At 56.9% G+C, this 21,059-nt stretch carries 20 protein-coding genes; 14 read left to right on the top strand and 6 right to left on the bottom strand.

Annotated elements, in window-relative coordinates; translation table 11 throughout:
* Positions 1 to 32 precede the first annotated feature (32 nt).
* Both efp and epmA read left to right on the top strand, forming a co-directional pair.
* Positions 33 to 605 (top strand): elongation factor P, encoded by a 573-nt coding sequence (efp, locus tag A3OI_RS0100620; protein WP_014872049.1) that lies wholly within the window; start codon positions 33 to 35, stop codon positions 603 to 605.
* Between the two features lie 7 nt (positions 606 to 612).
* Positions 613 to 1,581, top strand: coding sequence for an EF-P lysine aminoacylase EpmA (gene epmA / locus A3OI_RS0100615; RefSeq protein WP_018402428.1), 969 nt, complete (start codon positions 613 to 615; stop codon positions 1,579 to 1,581).
* A gap of 25 nt (positions 1,582 to 1,606) precedes the next feature.
* Here epmA and asd read toward each other — a convergent pair whose 3' ends face one another.
* Both asd and rsgA read right to left on the bottom strand, forming a co-directional pair.
* Complete coding sequence (asd, locus tag A3OI_RS0100610) at positions 1,607 to 2,476, bottom strand: archaetidylserine decarboxylase (RefSeq protein ID WP_018402427.1); 870 nt, start codon at positions 2,474 to 2,476, stop codon at positions 1,607 to 1,609.
* Positions 2,477 to 2,566: 90 nt separating this feature from the next.
* Positions 2,567 to 3,637: a small ribosomal subunit biogenesis GTPase RsgA gene (gene rsgA, locus A3OI_RS0100605; protein ID WP_018402426.1), complete on the bottom strand. Its 1,071-nt coding sequence runs from the start codon at positions 3,635 to 3,637 to the stop codon at positions 2,567 to 2,569.
* 162 nt (positions 3,638 to 3,799) lie between these two features.
* On the opposite strand from rsgA, the gene orn reads away from it, so the two are divergent.
* Positions 3,800 to 4,342, top strand: coding sequence for an oligoribonuclease (orn, locus tag A3OI_RS0100600; protein ID WP_018402425.1), 543 nt, complete (start codon positions 3,800 to 3,802; stop codon positions 4,340 to 4,342).
* Between the two features lie 60 nt (positions 4,343 to 4,402).
* Here the strand turns inward: orn and queG are convergent, their stop codons facing one another.
* On the bottom strand, positions 4,403 to 5,509 hold the full coding sequence (queG, locus tag A3OI_RS0100595) for a tRNA epoxyqueuosine(34) reductase QueG (protein ID WP_018402424.1): 1,107 nt from the start codon (positions 5,507 to 5,509) through the stop codon (positions 4,403 to 4,405).
* Positions 5,510 to 5,758: 249 nt separating this feature from the next.
* Here queG and A3OI_RS0100590 point away from each other — a divergent pair, with 249 nt between their 5' ends.
* From A3OI_RS0100590 to A3OI_RS0100540, 11 genes are all read left to right on the top strand, one after another.
* Positions 5,759 to 7,270 carry a bifunctional ADP-dependent NAD(P)H-hydrate dehydratase/NAD(P)H-hydrate epimerase gene (locus A3OI_RS0100590; protein WP_040474855.1) on the top strand — a complete coding sequence of 504 codons (1,512 nt, stop codon included), beginning with the start codon at positions 5,759 to 5,761 and terminating at the stop codon, positions 7,268 to 7,270.
* A 59-nt stretch (positions 7,271 to 7,329) separates the two neighbouring features.
* Positions 7,330 to 7,845: a tRNA (adenosine(37)-N6)-threonylcarbamoyltransferase complex ATPase subunit type 1 TsaE gene (gene tsaE, locus A3OI_RS0100585; protein ID WP_018402422.1), complete on the top strand. Its 516-nt coding sequence runs from the start codon at positions 7,330 to 7,332 to the stop codon at positions 7,843 to 7,845.
* Between the two features lie 44 nt (positions 7,846 to 7,889).
* Entirely contained in the window at positions 7,890 to 9,230 is a 1,341-nt protein-coding gene (locus A3OI_RS0100580; RefSeq protein WP_018402421.1) for an N-acetylmuramoyl-L-alanine amidase, read from the top strand.
* 57 nt (positions 9,231 to 9,287) lie between these two features.
* Positions 9,288 to 11,180 (top strand): DNA mismatch repair endonuclease MutL, encoded by a 1,893-nt coding sequence (gene mutL / locus A3OI_RS0100575; protein WP_018402420.1) that lies wholly within the window; start codon positions 9,288 to 9,290, stop codon positions 11,178 to 11,180.
* Positions 11,180 to 12,238 carry a tRNA (adenosine(37)-N6)-dimethylallyltransferase MiaA gene (gene miaA / locus A3OI_RS0100570; protein ID WP_018402419.1) on the top strand — a complete coding sequence of 353 codons (1,059 nt, stop codon included), beginning with the start codon at positions 11,180 to 11,182 and terminating at the stop codon, positions 12,236 to 12,238. The genes mutL and miaA overlap by 1 nt, the downstream gene beginning before the upstream one ends.
* A 36-nt stretch (positions 12,239 to 12,274) precedes the next feature.
* Positions 12,275 to 12,535 (top strand): RNA chaperone Hfq, encoded by a 261-nt coding sequence (gene hfq, locus A3OI_RS0100565; RefSeq protein WP_018402418.1) that lies wholly within the window; start codon positions 12,275 to 12,277, stop codon positions 12,533 to 12,535.
* 131 nt (positions 12,536 to 12,666) lie between these two features.
* Positions 12,667 to 13,965: a ribosome rescue GTPase HflX gene (hflX, locus tag A3OI_RS0100560; protein WP_018402417.1), complete on the top strand. Its 1,299-nt coding sequence runs from the start codon at positions 12,667 to 12,669 to the stop codon at positions 13,963 to 13,965.
* 78 nt (positions 13,966 to 14,043) lie between these two features.
* Positions 14,044 to 15,237: an FtsH protease activity modulator HflK gene (gene hflK, locus A3OI_RS0100555; RefSeq protein WP_018402416.1), complete on the top strand. Its 1,194-nt coding sequence runs from the start codon at positions 14,044 to 14,046 to the stop codon at positions 15,235 to 15,237.
* Between the two features lie 2 nt (positions 15,238 to 15,239).
* On the top strand, positions 15,240 to 16,115 hold the full coding sequence (gene hflC, locus A3OI_RS0100550) for a protease modulator HflC (protein WP_018402415.1): 876 nt from the start codon (positions 15,240 to 15,242) through the stop codon (positions 16,113 to 16,115).
* Between the two features lie 131 nt (positions 16,116 to 16,246).
* Entirely contained in the window at positions 16,247 to 17,428 is a 1,182-nt protein-coding gene (locus A3OI_RS0100545) for an ATP phosphoribosyltransferase regulatory subunit (RefSeq protein WP_018402414.1), read from the top strand.
* An 83-nt stretch (positions 17,429 to 17,511) separates the two neighbouring features.
* On the top strand, positions 17,512 to 18,807 hold the full coding sequence (locus A3OI_RS0100540; protein WP_018402413.1) for an adenylosuccinate synthase: 1,296 nt from the start codon (positions 17,512 to 17,514) through the stop codon (positions 18,805 to 18,807).
* A 104-nt stretch (positions 18,808 to 18,911) separates the two neighbouring features.
* Here the strand turns inward: A3OI_RS0100540 and cmoB are convergent, their stop codons facing one another.
* The 3 genes from cmoB to A3OI_RS0100525 are packed head-to-tail and all read right to left on the bottom strand — an operon-like array spanning position 18,912 to position 21,032.
* Positions 18,912 to 19,907: a tRNA 5-methoxyuridine(34)/uridine 5-oxyacetic acid(34) synthase CmoB gene (cmoB, locus tag A3OI_RS0100535; RefSeq protein ID WP_018402412.1), complete on the bottom strand. Its 996-nt coding sequence runs from the start codon at positions 19,905 to 19,907 to the stop codon at positions 18,912 to 18,914.
* Positions 19,904 to 20,659, bottom strand: coding sequence for a carboxy-S-adenosyl-L-methionine synthase CmoA (gene cmoA / locus A3OI_RS0100530; RefSeq protein WP_018402411.1), 756 nt, complete (start codon positions 20,657 to 20,659; stop codon positions 19,904 to 19,906). Before cmoA ends, cmoB begins: the two co-directional genes overlap by 4 nt.
* Positions 20,652 to 21,032, bottom strand: coding sequence for a hypothetical protein (locus A3OI_RS0100525; RefSeq protein ID WP_018402410.1), 381 nt, complete (start codon positions 21,030 to 21,032; stop codon positions 20,652 to 20,654). The genes cmoA and A3OI_RS0100525 overlap by 8 nt, the downstream gene beginning before the upstream one ends.
* Positions 21,033 to 21,059 lie beyond the last annotated feature (27 nt).

Raw genomic sequence — 21,059 nt, 5'->3', positions numbered from 1 at the left:
TTCTGAACAGCCTATTGGCAGGTGGACATTTCATGGCTTCATATTCTACCAACGAATTTCGCGGCGGTCTTAAGGTTTTGTTTGAAGGCGACCCCTGCATCATTCTGGAAAACGAATTTGTAAAACCCGGTAAAGGCCAGGGCTTCAGCCGGGTGCGCCTGCGCAACCTGATGACCAACCGGGTGTGGGATCGTACCTTCAAGTCTAACGAAAGCCTGGAAGGTGCAGACGTGATGGATCAGGACATGGAATACCTGTACACCGACGGCCAATTCTGGCACTTCATGCTCACTGATGGTTCGTTTGAGCAGTACGCGGCAGATGGAAAAGCCGTAGGCGACACCCTTAAATGGCTAAAAGAGCAAAACGTTTACACGGTTACCTTGTTTAACGGTGCGCCGCTGACGATTACGCCGCCGAATTTTGTCGAGCTGGAAGTGGTCGAAACCGATCCGGGCATGAAAGGCGATACCGCCCAGGGCGGCTCCAAACCGGCCACTCTGTCCACTGGCGCCGTGGTTAGCGTGCCGCTGTTTATCACCATTGGTGAAGTGTTAAAAGTAGACACTCGCACCGGTGAATATATGAACCGGGTTAAAAGCTAGGGCGTTGATGAGCAACGCTGATAGCTGGCAGCCCGGTGCTGCCAGCCGAGCCCTGAAGAGCCGCGCACAACAACTGTCGTTTGTGCGCGGCTTTTTTGCGCAGCGCCAAGTGCTGGAGGTTGAAACCCCGGTGCTTGGCCGCTGCGGCGTCACCGATCCCAGTCTGAGCGGTATTGCTGCCCGGGTGAGCGCAGCGGGCCGTCAAGGCGGGTGGTTGCAGACTTCCCCGGAATATCACATGAAGCGCTTGTTGGCGGCCGGCTGTGGCGATATCTACCAGGTTACAAAAGTGTTTCGCGACGGTGAAAGCGGGCGCCGGCACAACCCCGAATTTTCCATGCTGGAATGGTATCGCTGCGGCTTTGATGACCAAACCCTGATGAACGAAGTAGCGGACCTGGTCTGTTCCTGGCTTGACTGCTTGCGACCGCACACTCTGAGTTATCGCGAAGCGCTTCGCCGCTGGGCGCATATTGATCCGTTCACCTGCACCGATGCGCAGCTGCACGCCCGCTGCGGGCAATGGATGGAGCCGCAGCAGCTTGTGGGTATGAGCCGCGATGACTGCCTGGACTTGCTGATGAGTTTTGCGGTGGAGCCCCGGTTAGGGCTGGATTGCCCGGTGTTTATCCATCAATACCCTGCTTCACAGGCCTCGCTGGCGCGCACCAGCCAGGTTGGCAGTTTCGCGGTAGCTCATCGCTTTGAACTGTATATCAATGGGCTGGAGTTGTGTAACGGCTATTGGGAGCTGACGGATGCGGATGAGCAGCGCCGGCGTTTTGCAGCGGATAACCGGCTGCGTCAGGCCCGCGGCCAGGCAGCCATGGAGCAAGACGACGCTTTTCTGGCCGCGATGGACAGCGGTTTGCCCGATTGCGCCGGCGTTGCCCTGGGGCTGGACCGGTTGTTGATGCTGAAACTGGGTGCCAGCTCGATTGATGAGGTGCTGGCCTTTCCATTCGCCAGGGCCTGAGCGCGATAGTTTCCAAATACAAGCTTCAAACTTCGACCTGGCCGAAAACTTCGCCTAACTTCACTTTTTTTCCGGGTTTTTGGGCGTTACTCCACTGCGTTCGGCCTTTTGACATCACCATCACGACCGTAGAGCCCAGGCGGAAGCGACCCATTTCCTCACCCCGTGCAAACTTCAGGGCCTGCTCGCCGCTGTAGCTTTGCTGGCTGACACCGCCATCGCCCGACGCCGCTCCCGGTTTCACGACGCCGGCCCAGGGAGTTTCCACGCTGCCGACAATCATTGCGCCTACCAATACCAAAGCCATTGGGCCGGCCGCGGTATCAAACATGCATACGACGCGTTCATTGCGGGCAAACAGGTTGGGCACGCTGGCCGCGGTAGCCGGATTTACAGAGAACAATCGGCCGGGCACGTGCACCATTTCCTGCAACTGTCCGGCCATCGGCATGTGAATCCGATGATAGTCACCGGGAGCCAGGTAAATGGTGGCGAATTCACCTTCGGCAAAGATATCGGCCCGTTGCTGGTCACCGCCTAACAGTTCCAGCAGGCTGAACGATTGGCCCTTGGCCTGAAAGATGCGGCCCCCGCTTATATTGCCCAGCTGGCTGACGCAACCGTCTACCGGGCTAACCAGCGTGCTTTCGTTACCCTCAATGGGTCGCAAACCAGGCTTGAGTGCTCGGGTAAAAAAATCATTGAAGCTGTCGTATGCATCGGGGTCGCTGTTTTCAGCTTCGCTCGTGTTTACGCCATAGCGGTTAATAAACCAGCGTATGAAGCGGTGGCGTAAGGCTGGCGTACCGGTGCTGTCAGCCATGCGCCCAGCAAGGCGGGAAAGCGAGAGCTGGGGCGTAAGATACTGGCTTAAAACAAACAGCTTTTCCATCATCAGAAAATCCTTTGGCTAAGATGGCGGGAAGTTTAGCAAACGGCCCATTTCATCAAAAGGCTTATACCCCAACGCACAAAATTTCAGGCGCTACCGTGTTCCGGGTTGGTCCAGTTTTAGGCCGCGGGCCTGTTGCTCTGCCATGGCCTGTAAAATGCGGTGGAAGCTCCTTTTGCGTTCCGGGCTCAGGCGGCCGTCTTCCGCGGCGGCATCAATGGCGCAACCGGGGTCGCCGGCGTGGCGGCAGTTGCGGAACTTGCAGTAGCCCATCAGGTCGCGAATTTCGCGAAAGCCGTATTCGATTTCCTGCGGTGTCATGTGCCACAGACCAAACTCGCGGATGCCCGGCGAGTCAATCAGGTCGCCGCCGATGGGCAGATGGAACAGCTTGGCTGTGGTGGTGGTGTGAATGCCTTTGCCGGTGCTCTGGGACACTGCGCCCACCCGCAGCTCCTCATCGGGCAACAGGGTTTGGATAATGGACGATTTACCCACCCCGGACTGACCCACAAACACCGTTGTGCGATCTTTCACCAGGGCTTCCACCTCCGGCGGCGGCTGGTTGCCGGCCAGGGCGGCGGAAGTGCGAACCACCTGGTAGCCCAGTGCTTCATAGCGCGCCAACAGTGCGTCTATGGCGTCGCGGTTGTCGTCGTTGATCAGGTCGGTCTTGTTCAGTAGCAATATTGCTGGAATGTCGGTGGTTTCTGATGCCACCAGATAGCGGTCAATCAGGTTGTCGTGGGGCTCGGGCTCGGGGGCAATCACCAGAATGATGTAATCAATATTCGCCGCCACCGGCTTCAGCGCGCCGAAGTTATCCGGCCGTTGCAGCAGGTTGAGGCGTTCGCAGCGAGCGACTATGACTCCGGTCAGATTTTTACCGGAGCGCCAGATGACTTTGTCGCCGGTGACCAGGCTGTCGATATTGGCGCGCACAAAGCAGCGCACAACGGTGCCTTGGTGCTCGCCTTCAAGGGCTTCTACGTCCAGCTGCTGGCCGTAGTGCGCAATAATCAAACCTTGAACTTCCGGCCCTAACTCACCCGCATCGACCTGATCTTTTACCTGTTCTTCCTTGCGCGCGGCGCGTGCTGTCCGTTCGCCCTGAATTTTTTCGATGCGCCATTGTTGCTGTTTGTTGAGTCGCCGTTTTGCCATAAATTTTTCATTAACCGGGTAAAGTTTCGGGGTTGTTTCAAAGCTGCTGTGTCATCATATTGGCATACTATTTGTCATACTACCGGTTTGGCGACTGCACTATCGACTGTTTCGCTGATAAATTCCGGATTTTACCGTTAGCACCACGCAGGAGAAATATCGATGGCAAAGGGCAATCGCCTGGTCTGGATTGACCTGGAAATGACAGGTCTGGATCCGGAGCAGGAGCGCATTATTGAAATGGCTACCTTGATTACCGATTCCGAACTCAATCTGATTGCCGAAGGCCCGGTGCTTGCGGTGCATCAGTCTGACGCTCTGATGGGCGCGATGGACGAATGGTGTACCCGTACCCACGGCGAAAGTGGTCTGACCCAGCGGGTAAAAGACAGTCGCATCAGCGAAGCCGAGGCCGAGCAGCAAACCCTGGCGTTTTTGCGCGAACACCTGGAGCCGGGTGATTCCCCGCTGTGCGGCAACAGCATCGGCCAGGACAGGCGCTTTCTAGTGAAGTACATGCCACAGCTGGAAGAGTTTTTCCACTATCGCAACCTGGATGTGTCCACCATTAAAGAGCTGGCACGGCGCTGGCGCCCGGATGTACTGGACGGGGTTAAGAAACAGGGTAATCATTTGGCGCTGGACGATATTCGCGATTCTATCAATGAGCTGCGCCACTATCGCGAGCACTTTTTCAAACTGTAAGGTCATTTAAACTCAGCTGCGCTCAAACCATACGAGCGCTCAGACTGCAATGGCTGCCTTTCAAGGCGCCAGGCCGTGTTGGGCCAGCGCCCATTCCACATGTTCGCGCACCATCTCAGACGGATAATCCTGCCGCGCCCTCAGCGCTTCTATTACCGGAATGGTGGTAGGGGCGTTGCCCAGCCCGACCGCCAGATTGCGCAACCAGCCTTGATAACCGGTGCGGCGAATGGCCGAGCCTTCTGTACGCTGCAAAAACTGTTCTTCGCTCCACATCATCAGCGCTGCCAGAGACGTGTTATCCAGACCGTGGCGGGGTTTGAAGTCGTCTTCCTCAGAGTGTTTGCTGAACTTGTTCCACGGGCACACCAACTGGCAGTCGTCGCAGCCAAATACCCGGTTGCCCATTAGCGGGCGCAGCTCTTCCGGAATACTCTCTTTCAATTCAATGGTCAGATAGCTTATGCAGCGCCGCGCATCCAGCATGTGTGCGTCTACAAATGCATTGGTAGGGCACAGCTGCAGGCAGGCCGAGCAGCTGCCGCAGTGGTCTGTTGTAAAGGGCGCGTCTATGGGCAAGGGCGCGCTGGTATAAATCTCCCCGAGGAAAAAGAACGAGCCCGCTTTGGGGTGGATCACCATGTTGTTTTTACCAATCCAGCCAAGCCCGGCACGCTGGGCCAGAGCGCGTTCGAGCACAGGAGCGCTGTCTACAAAGGCGCGATGCTGGTGGCCTTCAAGGGCGCTGTCGATACGTTTGGCCAGCTGCGCCAGGCGCTTACGCATAAGCTTGTGGTAATCGCGGCCCAGAGTGTAACGGCTGACGTACGCGTTTTCGCGATTGCGTAGTGCCTGTTGTGGATTGTCGGGCAGCGTCAGGTAATCCATACGCACGGAAATGACGCGCGCGGTGCCCGGAACCAGAGATGCCGGGGTATAGCGCTTGTCGCCGTGGTTCGCCATGTAATCCATGGTGCCGTGGTAGCCCTGTTCCAGCCAGTGCTTAAGACGCTCAGCGTGCTCACCGGTATCGGCGTCGGTGATGCCCAGGTCGGCAAAACCCAGCTCTTGGGCCCAGTCGTGAATCTGTTGCACCAATGCCTGCAGATTTACCTTCTGGTGACTGTTTTTTGCGCAGGTTGTTGATGTTGCAGGTGATGCTGTCATTGGCCGGCCGTGTAGGTTTGGCGAATCCGCGTTTTGCGGGTGTTAGCGTGCAGATTTAATTTGATTAAGTTGTGACCTTTTTTGTGGTTTTGCTATGCTTTACAAATAGCTGGCAATTTGTCTTAAACCGGTTTCTTTGGCTTGGAGTGTCCGATGTTGTGGTTAGCAAGGCACAGTCTATCAGAGTACCGTCTATCAAAGCCTGATTTGTCAGCGCCCACAGGGCCCGGTGCTGGCCTGCCACAGGCTTTGTACCGCGCCGGTTCGGTGCGCAATCTGGACCGGTACTTGATTGACGAACAAGGAGTCGATGGCTTTGAGTTGATGCAGGCCGCTGCTCGCAGTGCTTTTCGCCAGCTCCTGCGACGCTGGCCCCAGTGCCGCCGAGTTTTGGTGCTCTGCGGTGCGGGTAATAATGGTGGCGATGGTTATCTGTTGGCGACTTGCGCTCTGCGCCATGGCTTGGGCGTAACCTGCCTGGTGCTGACAGATCCCGCCAAACTGCAGGGTGATGCCCGTAAAGCCTGGCAGCGGGCGAGCGATCAGAAGATCAGTATGGTGACCGCAGCGCAGTCGGCTGACACGGATTTGACGAGTTTTCTGGAACAGGCCGATGTTACGGTAGACGCTATGTTGGGCACTGGCCTGAATGGCGCGCCACGGGGTGAATTCGCGCGAGTTATTGTGCTTTGCAATCAATCAGCCGCGGGCGTTTTGGCGCTGGACGTACCCTCAGGGCTCAATGCCACCACCGGTGCAGCCGCGGGTGATGTCGTTGCTGCGGAGGCTACGGTAACATTTATAGGTTTGAAAGCCGGCCTGTTCACCGGCCACGGTCCTGCTGTTTGCGGTGAGGTGGTTTTCGAAGATTTGGGTGCCGCCCAGCAGCTTGGTGGCTGTACCGAGCCGGTGTTGGCCACGCGGGCCGACTGGTCTTCCGTTACTTCGGGTATTTCGAAGCGCGCTGCCAACGCGCACAAAGGCCATTTTGGTCATGTGCTAGTGGTTGCCGGCGATCTTGGTTTTGGTGGTGCGGGATTGCTGGTGGCAGAGGCTGCTGCCCGCAGCGGTGCAGGGCTGGTTTCCTTGGCGACCCGGCAAGAACACGTGGCTGCAGCACTGAGCCGGTGCCCGTCGGTCATGAGTCACGGCGTTGTGCATGGCTCTGAGTTGGCGCCTCTGCTAGCGGCGGCAACCGTGGTGGTTTGTGGGCCAGGCCTTGGCCAGTCGGCCTGGGGTCAACAGATGCTGCAGCAGGTGTTGGCATGCAACAAACCGCAGGTGCTGGATGCCGACGCCTTGAATCTGATGGCGGGCGGCCTGATGGCGAACAAAGCGTCGGTAGCCGCGGACAATCGTATTTTGACCCCTCACCCTGGGGAGGCTGCGCGCCTTCTGGGCTGCACCGTTGCAGAGGTGGAGATTGACCGGTTAAGTGCAGCGCGCACGTTACAGTCGCGGTACGGAGGCGCCATTCTACTTAAGGGCGCCGGCACCGTGATTGCGAGCATGCACGGTCAAATGTTTGTGGCCAGCGGCAGTAATCCGGGGTTGGCTACCGGGGGGATGGGGGATGTTCTGGCGGGTATCGCCGGTGGTTTATGGGCGCAGTGGGCGGATCCGGCTCAGGCGGCCGTGACGGCTGCCGCTTTGCACCTGGCGGCCGCTAACTTGGCAACTCAGCAGTTTGGCTATATGGGCCTGCAGCCAACCGATGTTATTGATGCTTTGCCCCGAGTGTTAGCCTGCTCAGGGCGTTGAATTGAGCCGTCATTGAACGGAGCGCTGTGTAAACGAGTTCGCGGTACACCGGAGGACCTATGACAATTTTTGGCAATGAGCGCCGGCTGTTCCTGGCGGATGACAGTGAAACCGAACGCTTGGGCCGGGAGTTGGCGCGCTTGGTCATGCGTGCAGAAAGCGCGCTGGCGATTTATCTGGGTGGTGATCTGGGTATGGGCAAAACCACACTCAGCCGCGGCCTGCTGCGCGGGTTAGGGCACGAGGGTGTGGTAAAAAGTCCGACTTACACCATTGTGGAGCCTTACGAGAACTTGCAGCCGCCGGTGTATCACTTTGACCTGTATCGCCTGAAAGACCCGGAAGAGCTGGAGTTCATGGGCATTCGCGATTATTTCAATGATCATAGTTTATGCCTGGTGGAGTGGCCGGAAAGGGGCGAAGAGTTGCTGCCCACGGCGGACCTGACAGTGCATCTGGAATCCCAGGGCAATGGTCGCTCGGCCATCTTGCGCGCTGGCTCCCAGGTGGGCGCCGATATGCTGAATGATCTGGAAATAATCGGCCCGGAAGACGTGCACTATATCGATTTGTGACAAAGGGATGTTCAATGGCTTATTTCTATAACAGGATCTGCGGCATGAGTATGCTGGCTTTTCTGGCCCTCAACCTGCTACTTCTCATGCAGGTGGCGCAGGCAGGTACCCGTGTGGAAGGCCTGCGAATCTGGCCGGCGCCGGATCACACCCGCCTGGTTATCGATACGGCCAGTGAAGTAGATCACAATATTTTCGCTCTGGCGGGTCCGGATCGTCTGGTTATTGATTTAAAAGACACCCGGTTGCAGGCGAGCCTGGACAAGCTGGACTTGTCTGGCAGCCCTATCCGCCGTATTCGCAGCGCGGTGCGCAACGGTAACGATCTGAGGGTTGTGCTGGACCTGCAAAAAAGCGTGAAGCCTCGCAGTTTTCTATTAAAGCCAAACCAGCAATATGGCCACCGTCTGGTGGTAGACCTGATTGACGAAGGTGGCACCCGCGTTGATAGGGCCAAGGCGGCAAAGCCTACCATTACCCACGACTCCGCGGGCAAACGCGACATAGTCATAGTGATTGACGCTGGCCACGGCGGTGAAGACCCGGGCGCTATCGGGCCCCGCGGTACCCGTGAAAAAGACGTGGTGCTGAATATGGCCAAAACCCTGCACGGCCTTATCAACAACCGCCCGGGCTACAGCGCCAAGCTGACCCGTACCGGCGACTATTACATAGGCCTGCGTAATCGCACGCTTCTGGCCCGTAAATACAACGCCGATCTTTTCGTGTCGGTGCATGCGGATGCATTCCGCACGCCACAGCCAAAAGGGGCATCGGTATTTGCTCTGTCGCAGCGCGGGGCAACCAGTGAGACCGCGCGCTGGTTGGCGCAAAGCGAAAACCGCTCTGACCTGATTGGCGGCTCAGGCGTTTCGCTGGAAGGCCGCGATGACACCCTTGCCGGGGTTCTGCTGGATTTATCTATGACCGCCAGCATTAACGCCAGCCTGGGCGTGGGTAGTGCAATATTGGGGCAGCTTGGCGGCGTGACCGAGCTGCACAAGCCCGGCGTAGAGCAGGCCTCCTTTGTGGTGCTCAAGTCGCCGGACATACCTTCTATACTGGTAGAGGCTGGCTTTATCTCAAATCCCCAGGAAGAGAAGAACTTGTCCACTGAGGTCTACCGTAAGCGCTTATCTGCTGCGATTATGACCGGTATCGACGGCTATTTCCGCAAAACACCACCGCCGGGTACCTTGCTGGCGTGGCAGAAGCAGAACGGCCAGATGCAGAATAGTGTGAGCCGCTATCGCATCCAGCGAGGCGACACCCTGTCCGATCTGGCGCGGGAAAATCAGTTGTCCGTGCGTGAACTCATGCACCTTAACGGCATGCAAAGCGACCGTGTTATGGTAGGCCAGACCATTACCATTCCTGCCAGCTGAGCACTCAGCTGAGCCGTTAGCTAAATAATTCGTTGAAAAAAGAGGTCCGCGCCAGACATGCCCCACATACATTTACTGTCCCCCCGGCTCGCGAACCAGATTGCCGCCGGTGAGGTGGTGGAGCGGCCGGCGTCCGTGGTCAAAGAATTGATAGAAAACGCTCTGGATGCGGGTGCCAGTCGGGTGGATGTGGACATAGAACAGGGCGGCGTCAAGCTGATCCGGGTGCGCGACGACGGCTGTGGTATCGCCGCTGAAGACCTGTCCCTGGCCCTGAGCCGCCACGCCACCAGCAAGATTACCAGTCTGGATGACCTTGAGGCAGTCGCGTCGCTGGGTTTTCGTGGTGAGGCACTGGCCAGTATCAGTTCCGTATCCCGCCTGAGCCTGACCTCGCGCACCGAAAATCAGGAGGCCGCAAGCAAAGTCGAAGTGGAAGGCCGCGATATGGACGCGCACGTATCGCCGGCGGCGCACCCGGTGGGTTCCACGGTAGAGGTTCGCGATCTGTTTTTTAACACGCCGGCGAGGCGCAAATTTTTGCGTACTGAAAAAACCGAATTTGGCCACGTGGAAGAGTGCGTCCGGCGCCAGGCTCTAAGTCGCTTCGATACCGGCTTTAATCTGCGCCATAACCAGCGTGCCGTGCAAAGCCTGCGACCGGCCTTGTCAGAGCTCGATAAAGAACGGCGCATTGCGTCGCTGTGTGGTCAGCAGTTTATCGACAATGCAGTGGTCATTAGCGCCGAAGCCACCGGTTTGAAACTTTGGGGCTGGGTTGCTCTGCCCACCTTTTCCCGCAGTCAGGCTGACCTTCAGTACTTTTTCGTCAACGGTCGTGTGATTCGTGACCGTCTGGTGGCGCATGCTGTACGCCAGGCCTACCGTGATGTGCTTTATAACAATCGCCACGCCGCTTTTGTGCTGTATCTGGAAGTAGACCCGGGATCGGTGGATGTCAATGTGCACCCCACCAAAGACGAGGTGCGCTTCCGCGATGGTCGTCTGGTCCACGATTTTCTGTTTCGTACTCTGCACAAAGCGCTGGCAGACGTGCGCCCGGACGACCACTTGCGTGGTGCGGTAGCGCAGTCTCTGGGCCGCGAAAACGCGGTTGCAGCCGTCACGGGTTCTGCTGAAGGGCTCCCGTCGCCAGGTTCGGCCGCGAGTGAATCGGCTTTGGGCTACCCGGGCGGCCTCGAGCGAACGCCTGGCCAAGTTACACATCCAGATCCGCAACATCAGTGGCAGGCCAGTGACCAGCTCGGGTTTTATAAGGCCCTGAATGCCGGGGGCGGTGTGTCTGCGGGCCACCAGGCAAGCGTTGCCGCTCACCCTCTGCAAATGCCCGAGGACAGCGAACAAGAGCCGCCCTTGGGCTATGCCATTGCCCAGTTGCACGGTATTTATATTCTGGCACAGAGCCGCGCCGGATTGATTATGGTGGATATGCACGCGGCACACGAGCGTATTACGTATGAGCGCATGAAACAGGCGTTGGCTCAGCAGGATCTGAAAAGCCAGCCTTTGTTAGTGCCGCTATCGCTGGCAGTCAGCCAAAAAGAGGCCGGACTGGTTGAGACCCACGGCGATGAACTGCAACAGTTGGGCCTGGTAATAGAGCGTATTGGGCCAGAGACGCTGGCGGTGCGACAAATTCCGGCGTTGTTGCGCGGTGCCGATGGTGAACAGCTGGTGCGGGATGTGCTGTCTGATTTGATTGAACATGGCCAGAGTGACAGGGTTGAGGCGGTCACTCAGGAATTACTGGGCACCATGGCATGCCACGGCTCGGTGCGGGCCAACCGCCAGTTAACCATTCCGGAAATGAACTCGCTGCTGAGGGACATGGAGGCCACCGAACGTAGCGGTCAATGCAACCACGGCCGCCCAACCTGGACAGTGATGACGCTGGCCGAGTTGGACAAACTGTTTCTACGGGGGCGTTGATGAACGCTGTCGGTTCTGCCGATCAACCCGCGGCGGCAGCATTGCCGCCTGCTATTTTCATTATGGGCCCCACTGCCTCCGGTAAAACTGACCTGGCTTTTCAGCTTTGCCAGCATTTACCTTGCGATATCATCAGCGTGGATTCGGCGATGATTTATTGCGGTATGGATATCGGTACGGCCAAGCCCAGCGCAGCCGAGCTGGCGCAGGCGCCCCACCGCCTGATTGATATCTGTGACCCTGCTGACACCTATTCCGCGGCTAACTTCCGCCGCGATGCGCTGGCCGAGATGGCTAAAATTACGGCAGCGGGTCGCATTCCGCTGTTAGTGGGTGGCACCATGATGTATTTCAAAGCGTTGCTTCACGGTATGTCAGATTTGCCGTCGGCGAATCCGCAAGTGCGTGAGCAGCTGGTGCAACAGGCTCAATTGCAGGGTTGGGAAGCGCTGCACCAGGAGTTAGCGGCGGCGGATCCGGTTGCGGCTCGCCTTATTCATCCCAATAACCGGCAGCGGCTGATCCGCGCGTTGGAAGTGCAGCGCTTGACCGGCCAGCCGATTTCGTCATTTTGGCAAGCACCGCCTGCAGTGATCGCCAACACGGCGGATGCCAACGCTGCTGATAACGAGAATTACACTTATTTCACCGGTTGGCAGGCAGACGCAGGCTCTAGCCTTCCGTATACTGTGGTCCAACTGGTTGTTGCGCCGCAGCAGCGACAGATACTGCATGATCGTATTTACCAGCGTTTTCTGGCTATGCTGGATGCAGGTCTCCTGAGTGAAGTCGAAGGCTTGATGGCTCGCGGTGATCTTGATCCCTCTATGCCATCCATGCGCTGTGTCGGATACCGCCAGGCGTGGGAGCATTTGTCAGGCCAGTGCGATCATGCGGCCTTTGTCGATAAAGGAGTTGCTGCCACCCGTCAATTGGCCAAGCGACAGCTAACCTGGCTGCGAAAATGGCCAGATGCGCTTTGGCTGGGCAGTGATAACAAAGATATCGTTGCGGACGCCTTGAAAAAAGCCGGTCTTAACACCACATTAAAACCTTAAATTGACGATCTGACTTACTCAAACAGGAGAATACACATGTCAAAAGGGCATTCTTTACAAGACCCTTACCTGAATGCGCTGCGAAAAGAGCGCATTCCCGTTTCTATTTTTTTGGTCAATGGCATCAAATTGCAGGGCCAGATCGAATCTTTCGACCAATTCGTTATTTTGCTGAAAAACACCGTCAGTCAGATGGTCTATAAGCACGCTATATCTACCGTTGTGCCGGCAAGAAATGTTCGCATTCCGCCGCAGAATCCCGCAGGCGAGGAGGATGAGGACGAGTCTGAAGACTGATTCTTCTGTCTCGCTGTGCTGGTGCCAGTGGTACACCCGCGCTCCTGACGAACCCCAGGGTTCCGCGGAGACGTGGGTGTTTGTTTATATGAATCTGACTTTTTGATTGAGTAACCCGGAGAAACTGCCCATTGTTTGAGCGTCCTGACGTTGGTGAGCGCGCGGTTCTGGTCAATATTGATTTTACCGCGCACGATGGTAATGAAGACCCTGGCGAATTTCGCGAGCTGGTCATTTCTGCTGGTGTAGAGCCGGTGGATACAGTCACCGGGTCGCGCAAGCAGCCGAGCCCGCGCTTTTTTGTGGGTGATGGCAAGCTTGAGGAAATTCGCGCTGCAGTAGCCGCCGCAGAGGCCGACGTGGTGCTGTTCAATCATTCCCTAAGTCCCAGCCAGGAAAGGAACATTGAGCGTGAACTGCAGTGCCGGGTGTTGGATCGCACTGGCGTTATTCTGGATATTTTTGCACAGCGTGCCCGCACCCATGAAGGCAAGCTGCAGGTAGAGCTTGCACAGCTTCAGCACATGTCAACGCGTCTGGTGCGGGGCTGGACTCACCTGGAGCGTCAAAAAGGCGGTATTGGCCTGCGTGGCCCCGGCGAGACCCAGCTTGAAACAGATCGCCGGTTGCTGCGCGAGCGCATCAAGTCGATCAACAAGCGCCTTGAAAAAGTGCGCAGACAGCGTGACCAGGGGCGCCGGGCCCGGGTGCGGGCTGATGTGCCCACGGTGTCGCTGGTTGGCTATACCAACGCTGGAAAGTCTACACTATTCAACCGAATCACCAGTTCCGACGTATACACTGCTGACCAGTTGTTCGCGACGCTCGACCCAACTATGCGGCGTCTGGAACTTCCGGATATCGGTGCGGTCATTCTGGCGGATACTGTGGGCTTCATCCGCCACTTGCCACACAAACTGGTAGAATCGTTTCGCGCCACACTGGAAGAAACGAACGAAGCCGCGCTGCTGTTGCATGTGATTGATTGTCACGACGAACGTCGCGATGACAATGTAGCTCAGGTAGAAAATGTGCTGGCGGAAATCGGAGCTGACGAAGTGCCGGTCCTGCAAGTGTTTAACAAAACGGATCTGCTAGACGATTTTGTTCCGCGAGTGGATCGCAATCAAGAAGGCGTGCCGGTGAGGGCCTGGGTATCGGCCGTTACCGGGGACGGTTTACAGGGGCTTTTTGATGCCGTTGTAGAGCGCCTGGCGCAAGACGTTGTGCATCATTTTGTTGTGCTGGGACCGGCCGATGGCAAGTTCCGTGCGCTGCTTCATGAAGCGGATTCGGTATTGAGCGAGTCCAGCCGGGAAACCGGTGAAATCATACTGGAAGTGCGATTGCAAAACCGCGACTGGCATCAGCTACTGAGCCGGGCGGGAGTGCGGGAGGATGAATTGGTGTTCCGGGCAGGCAGCGAGTGAAAGCCATCGCCTATTGCCCGTAAGCCAAGAATTTCGTAGTATTTGCAGCCATTCGACATGTTGAGAACGGAGAGCACTATGGCCTGGAATGAACCGGGTGGAAACCGCAACGACAACGACCCTTGGGGTAGCGGTGGTCGTAACGGCAAAGATCAAGGACCACCAGATCTCGACGAAGCGCTGAAAAGGGGCCTCGACAAGCTCAACAGTTTGCTGGGCGGTAAAGGCAAGGGCAGCAAATCCGGCGGCGGTGGCAACATGGGCATCGGCGGCAGATCCGGTGGCTTTGGTGCCGTTCTGGCACTGGCGGGCATACTTGTGGTCGGCTACGTTGTTTTTCAGTCGTTCTACACGGTTGACGAGCAGGAACGTGCAGTGGTGTTGCGTTTTGGTGAGTACAACCGCACCGAAAGCCCGGGCTTGCGTTTTAAAGTGCCGCTGATTGACGATGTCACAAAAGTGGGCGTAACCAACGTGCGCACCGCGCAGTCGAGCGGTCAGATGTTGACCCAAGACGAAAACCTGGTAACCGTTGACCTTCAGGTTCAGTACCGGGTAGGCGAGGCCAAATCCTACGTTCTGAACGTGCGTGACTCCAACCAGGCTTTAGCGTTTGCCACCGACAGTGCGCTGCGCCACGAAGTGGGCAGTGCCACGCTGGATGACGTTCTGACCGAAGGCCGTGCCCAGCTCGGCGTGATGGTTGAGCAGCGCCTGCAGAAATTTTTGGCCGATTACGGCACAGGCCTGCAAATTGTACGAGTCAACGTGGAAAGCACTCAGCCGCCACCCGCGGTGCAGGATGCTTTTCGCGAAGTTCAGCGAGCCCGTGAAGACGAGCAGCGTGTAAAAGAAGAAGCGGAAACCTACCGTAACAAGGTGGTCCCAGAAGCCCGCGGTGAAGCCCAGCGCATGCTTGAAGAAGCCAACGCTTACAAAGCGCAGGTAACTGAGCGCGCCAATGGTGAAACGGCTCGCTTCCTCGAGGTGCTTGCGGTATATCAGCAAGCACCGGTCGTTACCCGCGAGCGGATGTATCTGCAGGCCATGGAGACCGTGTTGTCAAACAGCAGCAAAGTGTTGGTTGATACCGAAAGCAGCGGCAATATGATGCTGCTGCCTCTGGATCGGTTGACCCAGGGCGCATCGGCAGCGCTCAGAGACGGCAGTGGTAGCAGTAGCGCTTCTCGGGCAGATATTCAGGATGTCACCAATCAGGTGATCCAGGAAATGAACACCCGTCAAGACACCAACGCCCGAAGGAGCAGATAATCATGGGACCTAAAAGTATTGTTGGTCTTGCAGGCGCCCTGATTGTCGTCCTGCTGGTAATGTCGAGTGTGTTTATTATTCCGGAGACTCACCGCGGCGTAAAACTGCGCTTTGGTGAACTGGTGCAGACCGATATTCAGGCGGGCATTCACTTTAAAGTGCCGGTGATTGACCAGGTGCGTGAGTTCGACATCCGTATTTTGACCATGGATCTGCCAACGCGGCAGTACCTGACGGTCGAGAAGAAACCGCTGGATGTAGATTCCTACGTTGCCTGGAAAATTCGCGATGTGGACCAGTTTTACCGCGCCACCGGTGGCGACGAACTCCGTGCTCAGTCGCTTCTGTTATCACGGGTCGACAACGGTCTGCGCAACCAGTTCGGTGTTCGCACCATGGTGGAGGTGGTTTCCGGTGAGCGCGACCAGCTGATGATGCGCCTGATCGAGCTGGTCAACCAAACCTCCGTTAGTGAGTTTGGCATCGAAGTACGGGATATACGGGTAAAGGGTATAGAATTTCCCGGTCAGGTTAGTGAAAACGTTTTTCGCCGTATGGCGACAGAGCGGATGAAACTGGCACAGGAATTCCGTTCCCGCGGTCGCGAGCTGGCAGAAGGCATTCGTGCTGACGCCGACCGCCAGCGCACCATTGTTCTGGCAGAAGCGTTCTCGCGTTCAGAAACCACTCGTGGTGAGGGCGACGGCCAGGCGGCAAGAACTTATGCCGACGCCTATGGCTTGAACCCAGACTTCTACAGCTTCTACCGAAGCCTGGAAGCTTACCGTAATACTTTTGCGAACAAGGACGACCTGATGGTGATCGACGCCAACAGCGCTTTTCTTAAGTTCTTGAAGGACCCCCAGGGCGCTAATTAAACCCGGGTAGAAAACGAAAAAACCGGAATACTCAGGTACTCCGGTTTTTTTGTGTCTGCCGAGAGTGTAAACTCTGACCGGTTTGGGCTCCGGGATGCTCCCGGCGTGGCTAAAACAGATAACGGAATCTCATGACAGTATCTGATCGCTGGCTTTTGCCAGACGGTGTTGAGGATATTCTGCCGCCCCTGGCGGGTCAGATTGAATCCTTGCGCCGCAACATTATGGACGTATGTCAGCATTGGGGTTACCAACTGGTGATCCCTCCGCTGATAGAGTACTTGGAGTCACTGTTTACCGGCACAGGGCATGATCTGGAGTTACAAACGTTCAAGTTGACGGACCAGCTGACGGGCCGAATGATGGGTGTGCGCGCCGACATGACGCCTCAGGCTGCGCGCATTGACGCCCATACTCTGGCGGAAGAGGGTATTACCCGGCTGTGTTACGTCGGGCACGTGTTACACACCCGTCCCAGGCACATGCTGACAGGCCGTACGCCTATTCAGGCCGGCTGCGAACTGTTTGGCAGCAGCTCTGAAAGCGCCGATATGGAAATCATCAGTCTGGCGCTGGAAGCGTTGAGTGTTGCCGGTCTGCCGGCTATCCACATGGACCTGGCCCACGTGGCCATCTATCAGAACCTGATCGCCGATGCCGGTTTTGACCGCGATACCGAAGCCGCAGTGTTTGACGCCATGGGCCGTAAGTCCCTGCCCGAACTGAACGTTTTGTTGGGTGACGAAGCAGCGGACAGCGCCGGTGGGCGCCTGCGCCGGCTGGCCGCCGTCAGCGGCGGTCGTGAGGCGCTGGATCAGGCGCGCGATATTGTTCAGGGCGCTTCGGCCGAGCTGGACGCGGCGCTGGATCAACTGGGCCGGGTGGCTGATACTCTTAGCCAACAGTTTCCGGGCATTCGCCTGGGCTTCGACTTCTGTGAATTACGTGGTTACAACTACCACACCGGCCTGGTGTTTGCCGCTTATGTGCCCGGCCATGGCGACGCAGTTGCCAAAGGCGGCCGTTACGATGCCATTGGCAGTGATTTTGGCCGTTCACGGCCGGCAACCGGTTTCAGTCTGGACATTCGCGCGCTGGTGGCTTTGGGCAGCAGCACGATACCTGCGCAAGGCGCAATCTGGGCTCCGGTGAACCCTGATCCCACACTGGCCGTGGCCATTGCGGAATTACGACACAGCGATACGGTTATCCGTGCACTGCCGGAAGACCACAACTGCGATCCTGGCGCTCGCGGCTGCGACCGCCAGCTGGTGAAGTACCAAGGCCAGTGGATTGTTGAAAAATTCGGCTGACGCGGCACCGCGTCGGTATTTATTGCACTTTTAGTCAAACTTGCGGGCCGTTCATTATTGGCCGGCCGCACAGAGAGAGAATCATGGGCAAAAACGTTGTTGTGCTGGGTACCCAATGGGGTGACGAGGGTAAAGGCAAGATTGTAGACCTGCTAACCGAAAAGGTGGCCGCAGTCGTGCGCTTCCAGGGTGGCCACAACGCTGGTCATACGCTGGTGATTGAGGGCAAGAAAACCGCCTTGCACCTGATCCCGTCCGGTATTTTGCGTCGGGACGTTCAGTGCCTGATTGGTAACGGCGTGGTGCTCTCGCCGGAAGCGCTGTTGAAAGAAGTGCGGGAGCTGGAAAGCAACGGCGTTGCGGTCCGTGACCGTCTCAAAATCAGTCTGGCCTGCCCATTGATCCTGCGTACCCACGTGCGCATCGATGTGGCCCGTGAACACGCCCGTGGTAACGATAAAATCGGCACCACCGGCCGTGGCATCGGCCCCGCTTACGAAGACAAAGTGTCACGCCGAGGCCTGCGGGTGGGCGATTTGTGCAATATGGCTAATTTTGAAGTCAAGCTGCGCGAAATCATGAGCTACCACAACTTTGTGCTGACCGAGTACTTCAAAGAAGAAGCCGAAGACGTAGATGCGGCTCTGGCCGAGTTGCGCCAGATGGGTGAAGAGATTCTGCCGATGGCGGCTGATGTCACCGATTTGCTGCACGATTACCGCAAACGCGGCGAACATATTATGTTCGAAGGCGCCCAGGGGTCTTTGCTGGACATCGATTTGGGCACCTATCCGTACGTGACTTCTTCCAATACTACGGCTGGCGGCACCGCTACCGGGTCTGGTTTTGGCCCGTTGTTTCTTGATTATGTGCTGGGTATCACTAAGGCCTACACCACTCGTGTTGGCGCTGGTCCGTTCCCCACCGAGCTGTTTGATGAAATGGGTAAGTACCTGTCGGTGAAAGGTAATGAAGTAGGCACCACCACCGGCCGTGCACGTCGCTGTGGCTGGTTTGACGCGGTTGCTTTGCGCCACGCCATTCAGGTTAACAGCGTATCGGGTATTTGCCTGACCAAGCTCGATGTTCTGGACGGCATGGACGTGGTTAAGGTATGCATCGGCTATAAAACGCCGAAGGGTGAAATTACCCGCCCGCCCATTGGCTGCGATACTTACAAAGACATCGAGCCGATTTATCTGGATCTGCCGGGCTGGCATGAAAGCACTGTAGGGCTGACCCGTCTCGACCAGCTGCCCGAAAATGCTCGAGCCTATATCCGCTTCCTGGAAGAACAGATTGAAGCGCCGATTGACATCATTTCTACCGGCCCTGACCGGGTTGAAACGATTGTTCTGCGCCATCCGTTTGGTGAGTAATAGCGGTTTTAGCGTACAGCAGGGACAGATTTGAAATCTGTCCCTAGTCTTTAAGTAGGGGACAGATTTCAAATCTGTCCCCTCATTCTCTCTGTCCCCGGACTTTAGTTGGGTTTGTTCGCAATCAGGGTCGCCCGCAGTGGGCCGGGATAACCTTCGATGGTGCGAGAGGGGTCATCGGGATCAAGGAAATCCTGTAACGAATTGAACCGCATCCAGTCGGTACTGCGTTGTTCTTCGGTGCTGGTGGCAGTCACATCTACCACCCGTGCATTTACAAAGCCACAACGGTCGAGCCAGCGCAGCAGAGTCGCGCAACTGGGCAGAAACCAGACGTTGCGCATTTGGCCGTAGCGATCTTCCGGCATCAGGCTGGCGCCTTCCGGGCCTTCTATTACCAGAGTTTCCAGCACCAACTCGCCACCATTGCGCAGGGTGTCTTTTAGTTCCAGCAGGTGGTCCAGTGGCGAGCGTCGGTGATACAAAACGCCCATGGAAAAAGTGGTGTCAAAGGCCTGAAGTTTTGGCGGCAGGTCCTCAATGCGCAGTGGCAACAGGTCCACTGGCACCTCGTTGAGGTATTTTTTTACCGCCAGAAACTGGAATAGAAAAAGCAGACCCGGGTCAATACCAATCACCCGCGCTGCGCCTGCGCCGTGCATGCGCCAGCAGTGGTAGCCAGAGCCGCAGCCAACGTCCAACACCTGGCGCCCGTGCAGGTCAGCCAGAAACGGCGCCACCCGGTCCCATTTCCAGTCTGAGCGCCACTCGGTATCTATCGCGGTGCCAAAAAAATTAAACGGGCCTTTGCGCCAGGGCATCAAACTCCGCAATCCCGTTTCCAGATCTGCAGATTGTTCCCGGGCCAGGGCTTGGCCGGCGCGCAGGGTCACGGCGGGTGCATCCAGTCTGGGCTGCACGTTCGGCAGCGGCGGCAGTAAATTCAACGCACTCTGCCAGCGCGTAACGTCGCCGTGAGGCGTCTCATCAAAGCGTTGGGTCAGCTGTTGACGAATCTGCGTGGCCCAGGCGCCGTGACTCTTCTGCTCAAGGTGTTCGAACAGGTCGCTATAACAGGTCTTCCAGTTGAAATAGCTCATTTAATGGCCAGAATCGAGACGAAATTGAAGCACTGATACCACACCAGGGCCCGTTCAAAACCGGCGTTTAAAAGGCGTTGGCGATGGGCTTCCAGGGTTTCCGGAATCATTACGTGCTCTATGGCGCTGCGTTTCTGGCTGATTTCCAGATCCGAATAGCCGTTGGCACGTTTGAATTCGTGATGTAAGCGAGTTTGTATTTCCTGATCGGTGTCGTCGTCAAAGCGCAGTTTTTCCGACAGAATCAGGGCGCCACCCGGGCGCGTGGCCTGGGCAATGCGCGTCAGCAGATCTGCGCGATCAGAGAGCGGCACAAACTGCAGGGTGAAATTTAGGGTGGTCACCGAGGCATTGCGCATGTCGGTGTCCAGTATGTCTTCACAACGCAGAGTGACCGGCAGCGGATGATCATCCAGAGCTACATAATGCTGGCAGCGTTCGATCATCGCCATCGAGTTGTCGACACCGATGAGTTCGCAGTCGCGGTATTGGATGCCATGGCGCATGGCCAGGGTAGACGCACCCAGCGAACAACCCAGATCATAGGCGTTGGTGCTGGGCTGAATGTACTGCTCGGTGATTACCTGAATCATCGGGATGATAGTGGTATAGCCCGGCACAGAACGCCGGATCATGTCCGGAAACACTCGCGCGACTGCGGCGTCAAAGCGGAAATCTTCCGGGTTTCGCTCGGTGGCAAACAGCCGGTCAGTGAGTTGCTGCGACGCCACCGGTTTAGGGCGTTCAGTCATCGCTCTGGTCCCGTTGCCCCGGGTTTTCTGGCTCCGGCAGGGCCGACGGTCCGGTCGGTGAGGGGCGTGAACAGCGCACGCCACGATTCTTGTAATCCACCAGAACGCCGAGATAGGAAGGGTCGATATCCGCGGCAATGGCCAGATAGCCGTTTTCACATCGCGCGTGCAGTTCAGAGGCTTTTGATGACATGTTGAAGGATTCCCCGGGGATGACCTGAATGGCCGTAAATTCACCGATGGGGAGATTTTCTTTATTGTCAGAATGATCAATTTTTCCGGTGATCTCCAGCACCAATACCGAGCCAACAATGGCGATGACGGCGGTGAGAATTAAACTGCGGGTGGTATAGAGTTTCGAATCCTGACTCATAGTGGCCTCTGTAAAATGTCTGAAAGA

The sequence above is a fragment of the Marinobacter gelidimuriae genome, assembly GCF_000372805.1.
GTDB lineage: Bacteria > Pseudomonadota > Gammaproteobacteria > Pseudomonadales > Oleiphilaceae > Marinobacter > Marinobacter gelidimuriae.
The sequence above is the reverse complement of the archived record's forward strand: the minus strand, read 5'-3'. Positions and strand labels throughout refer to the sequence as shown.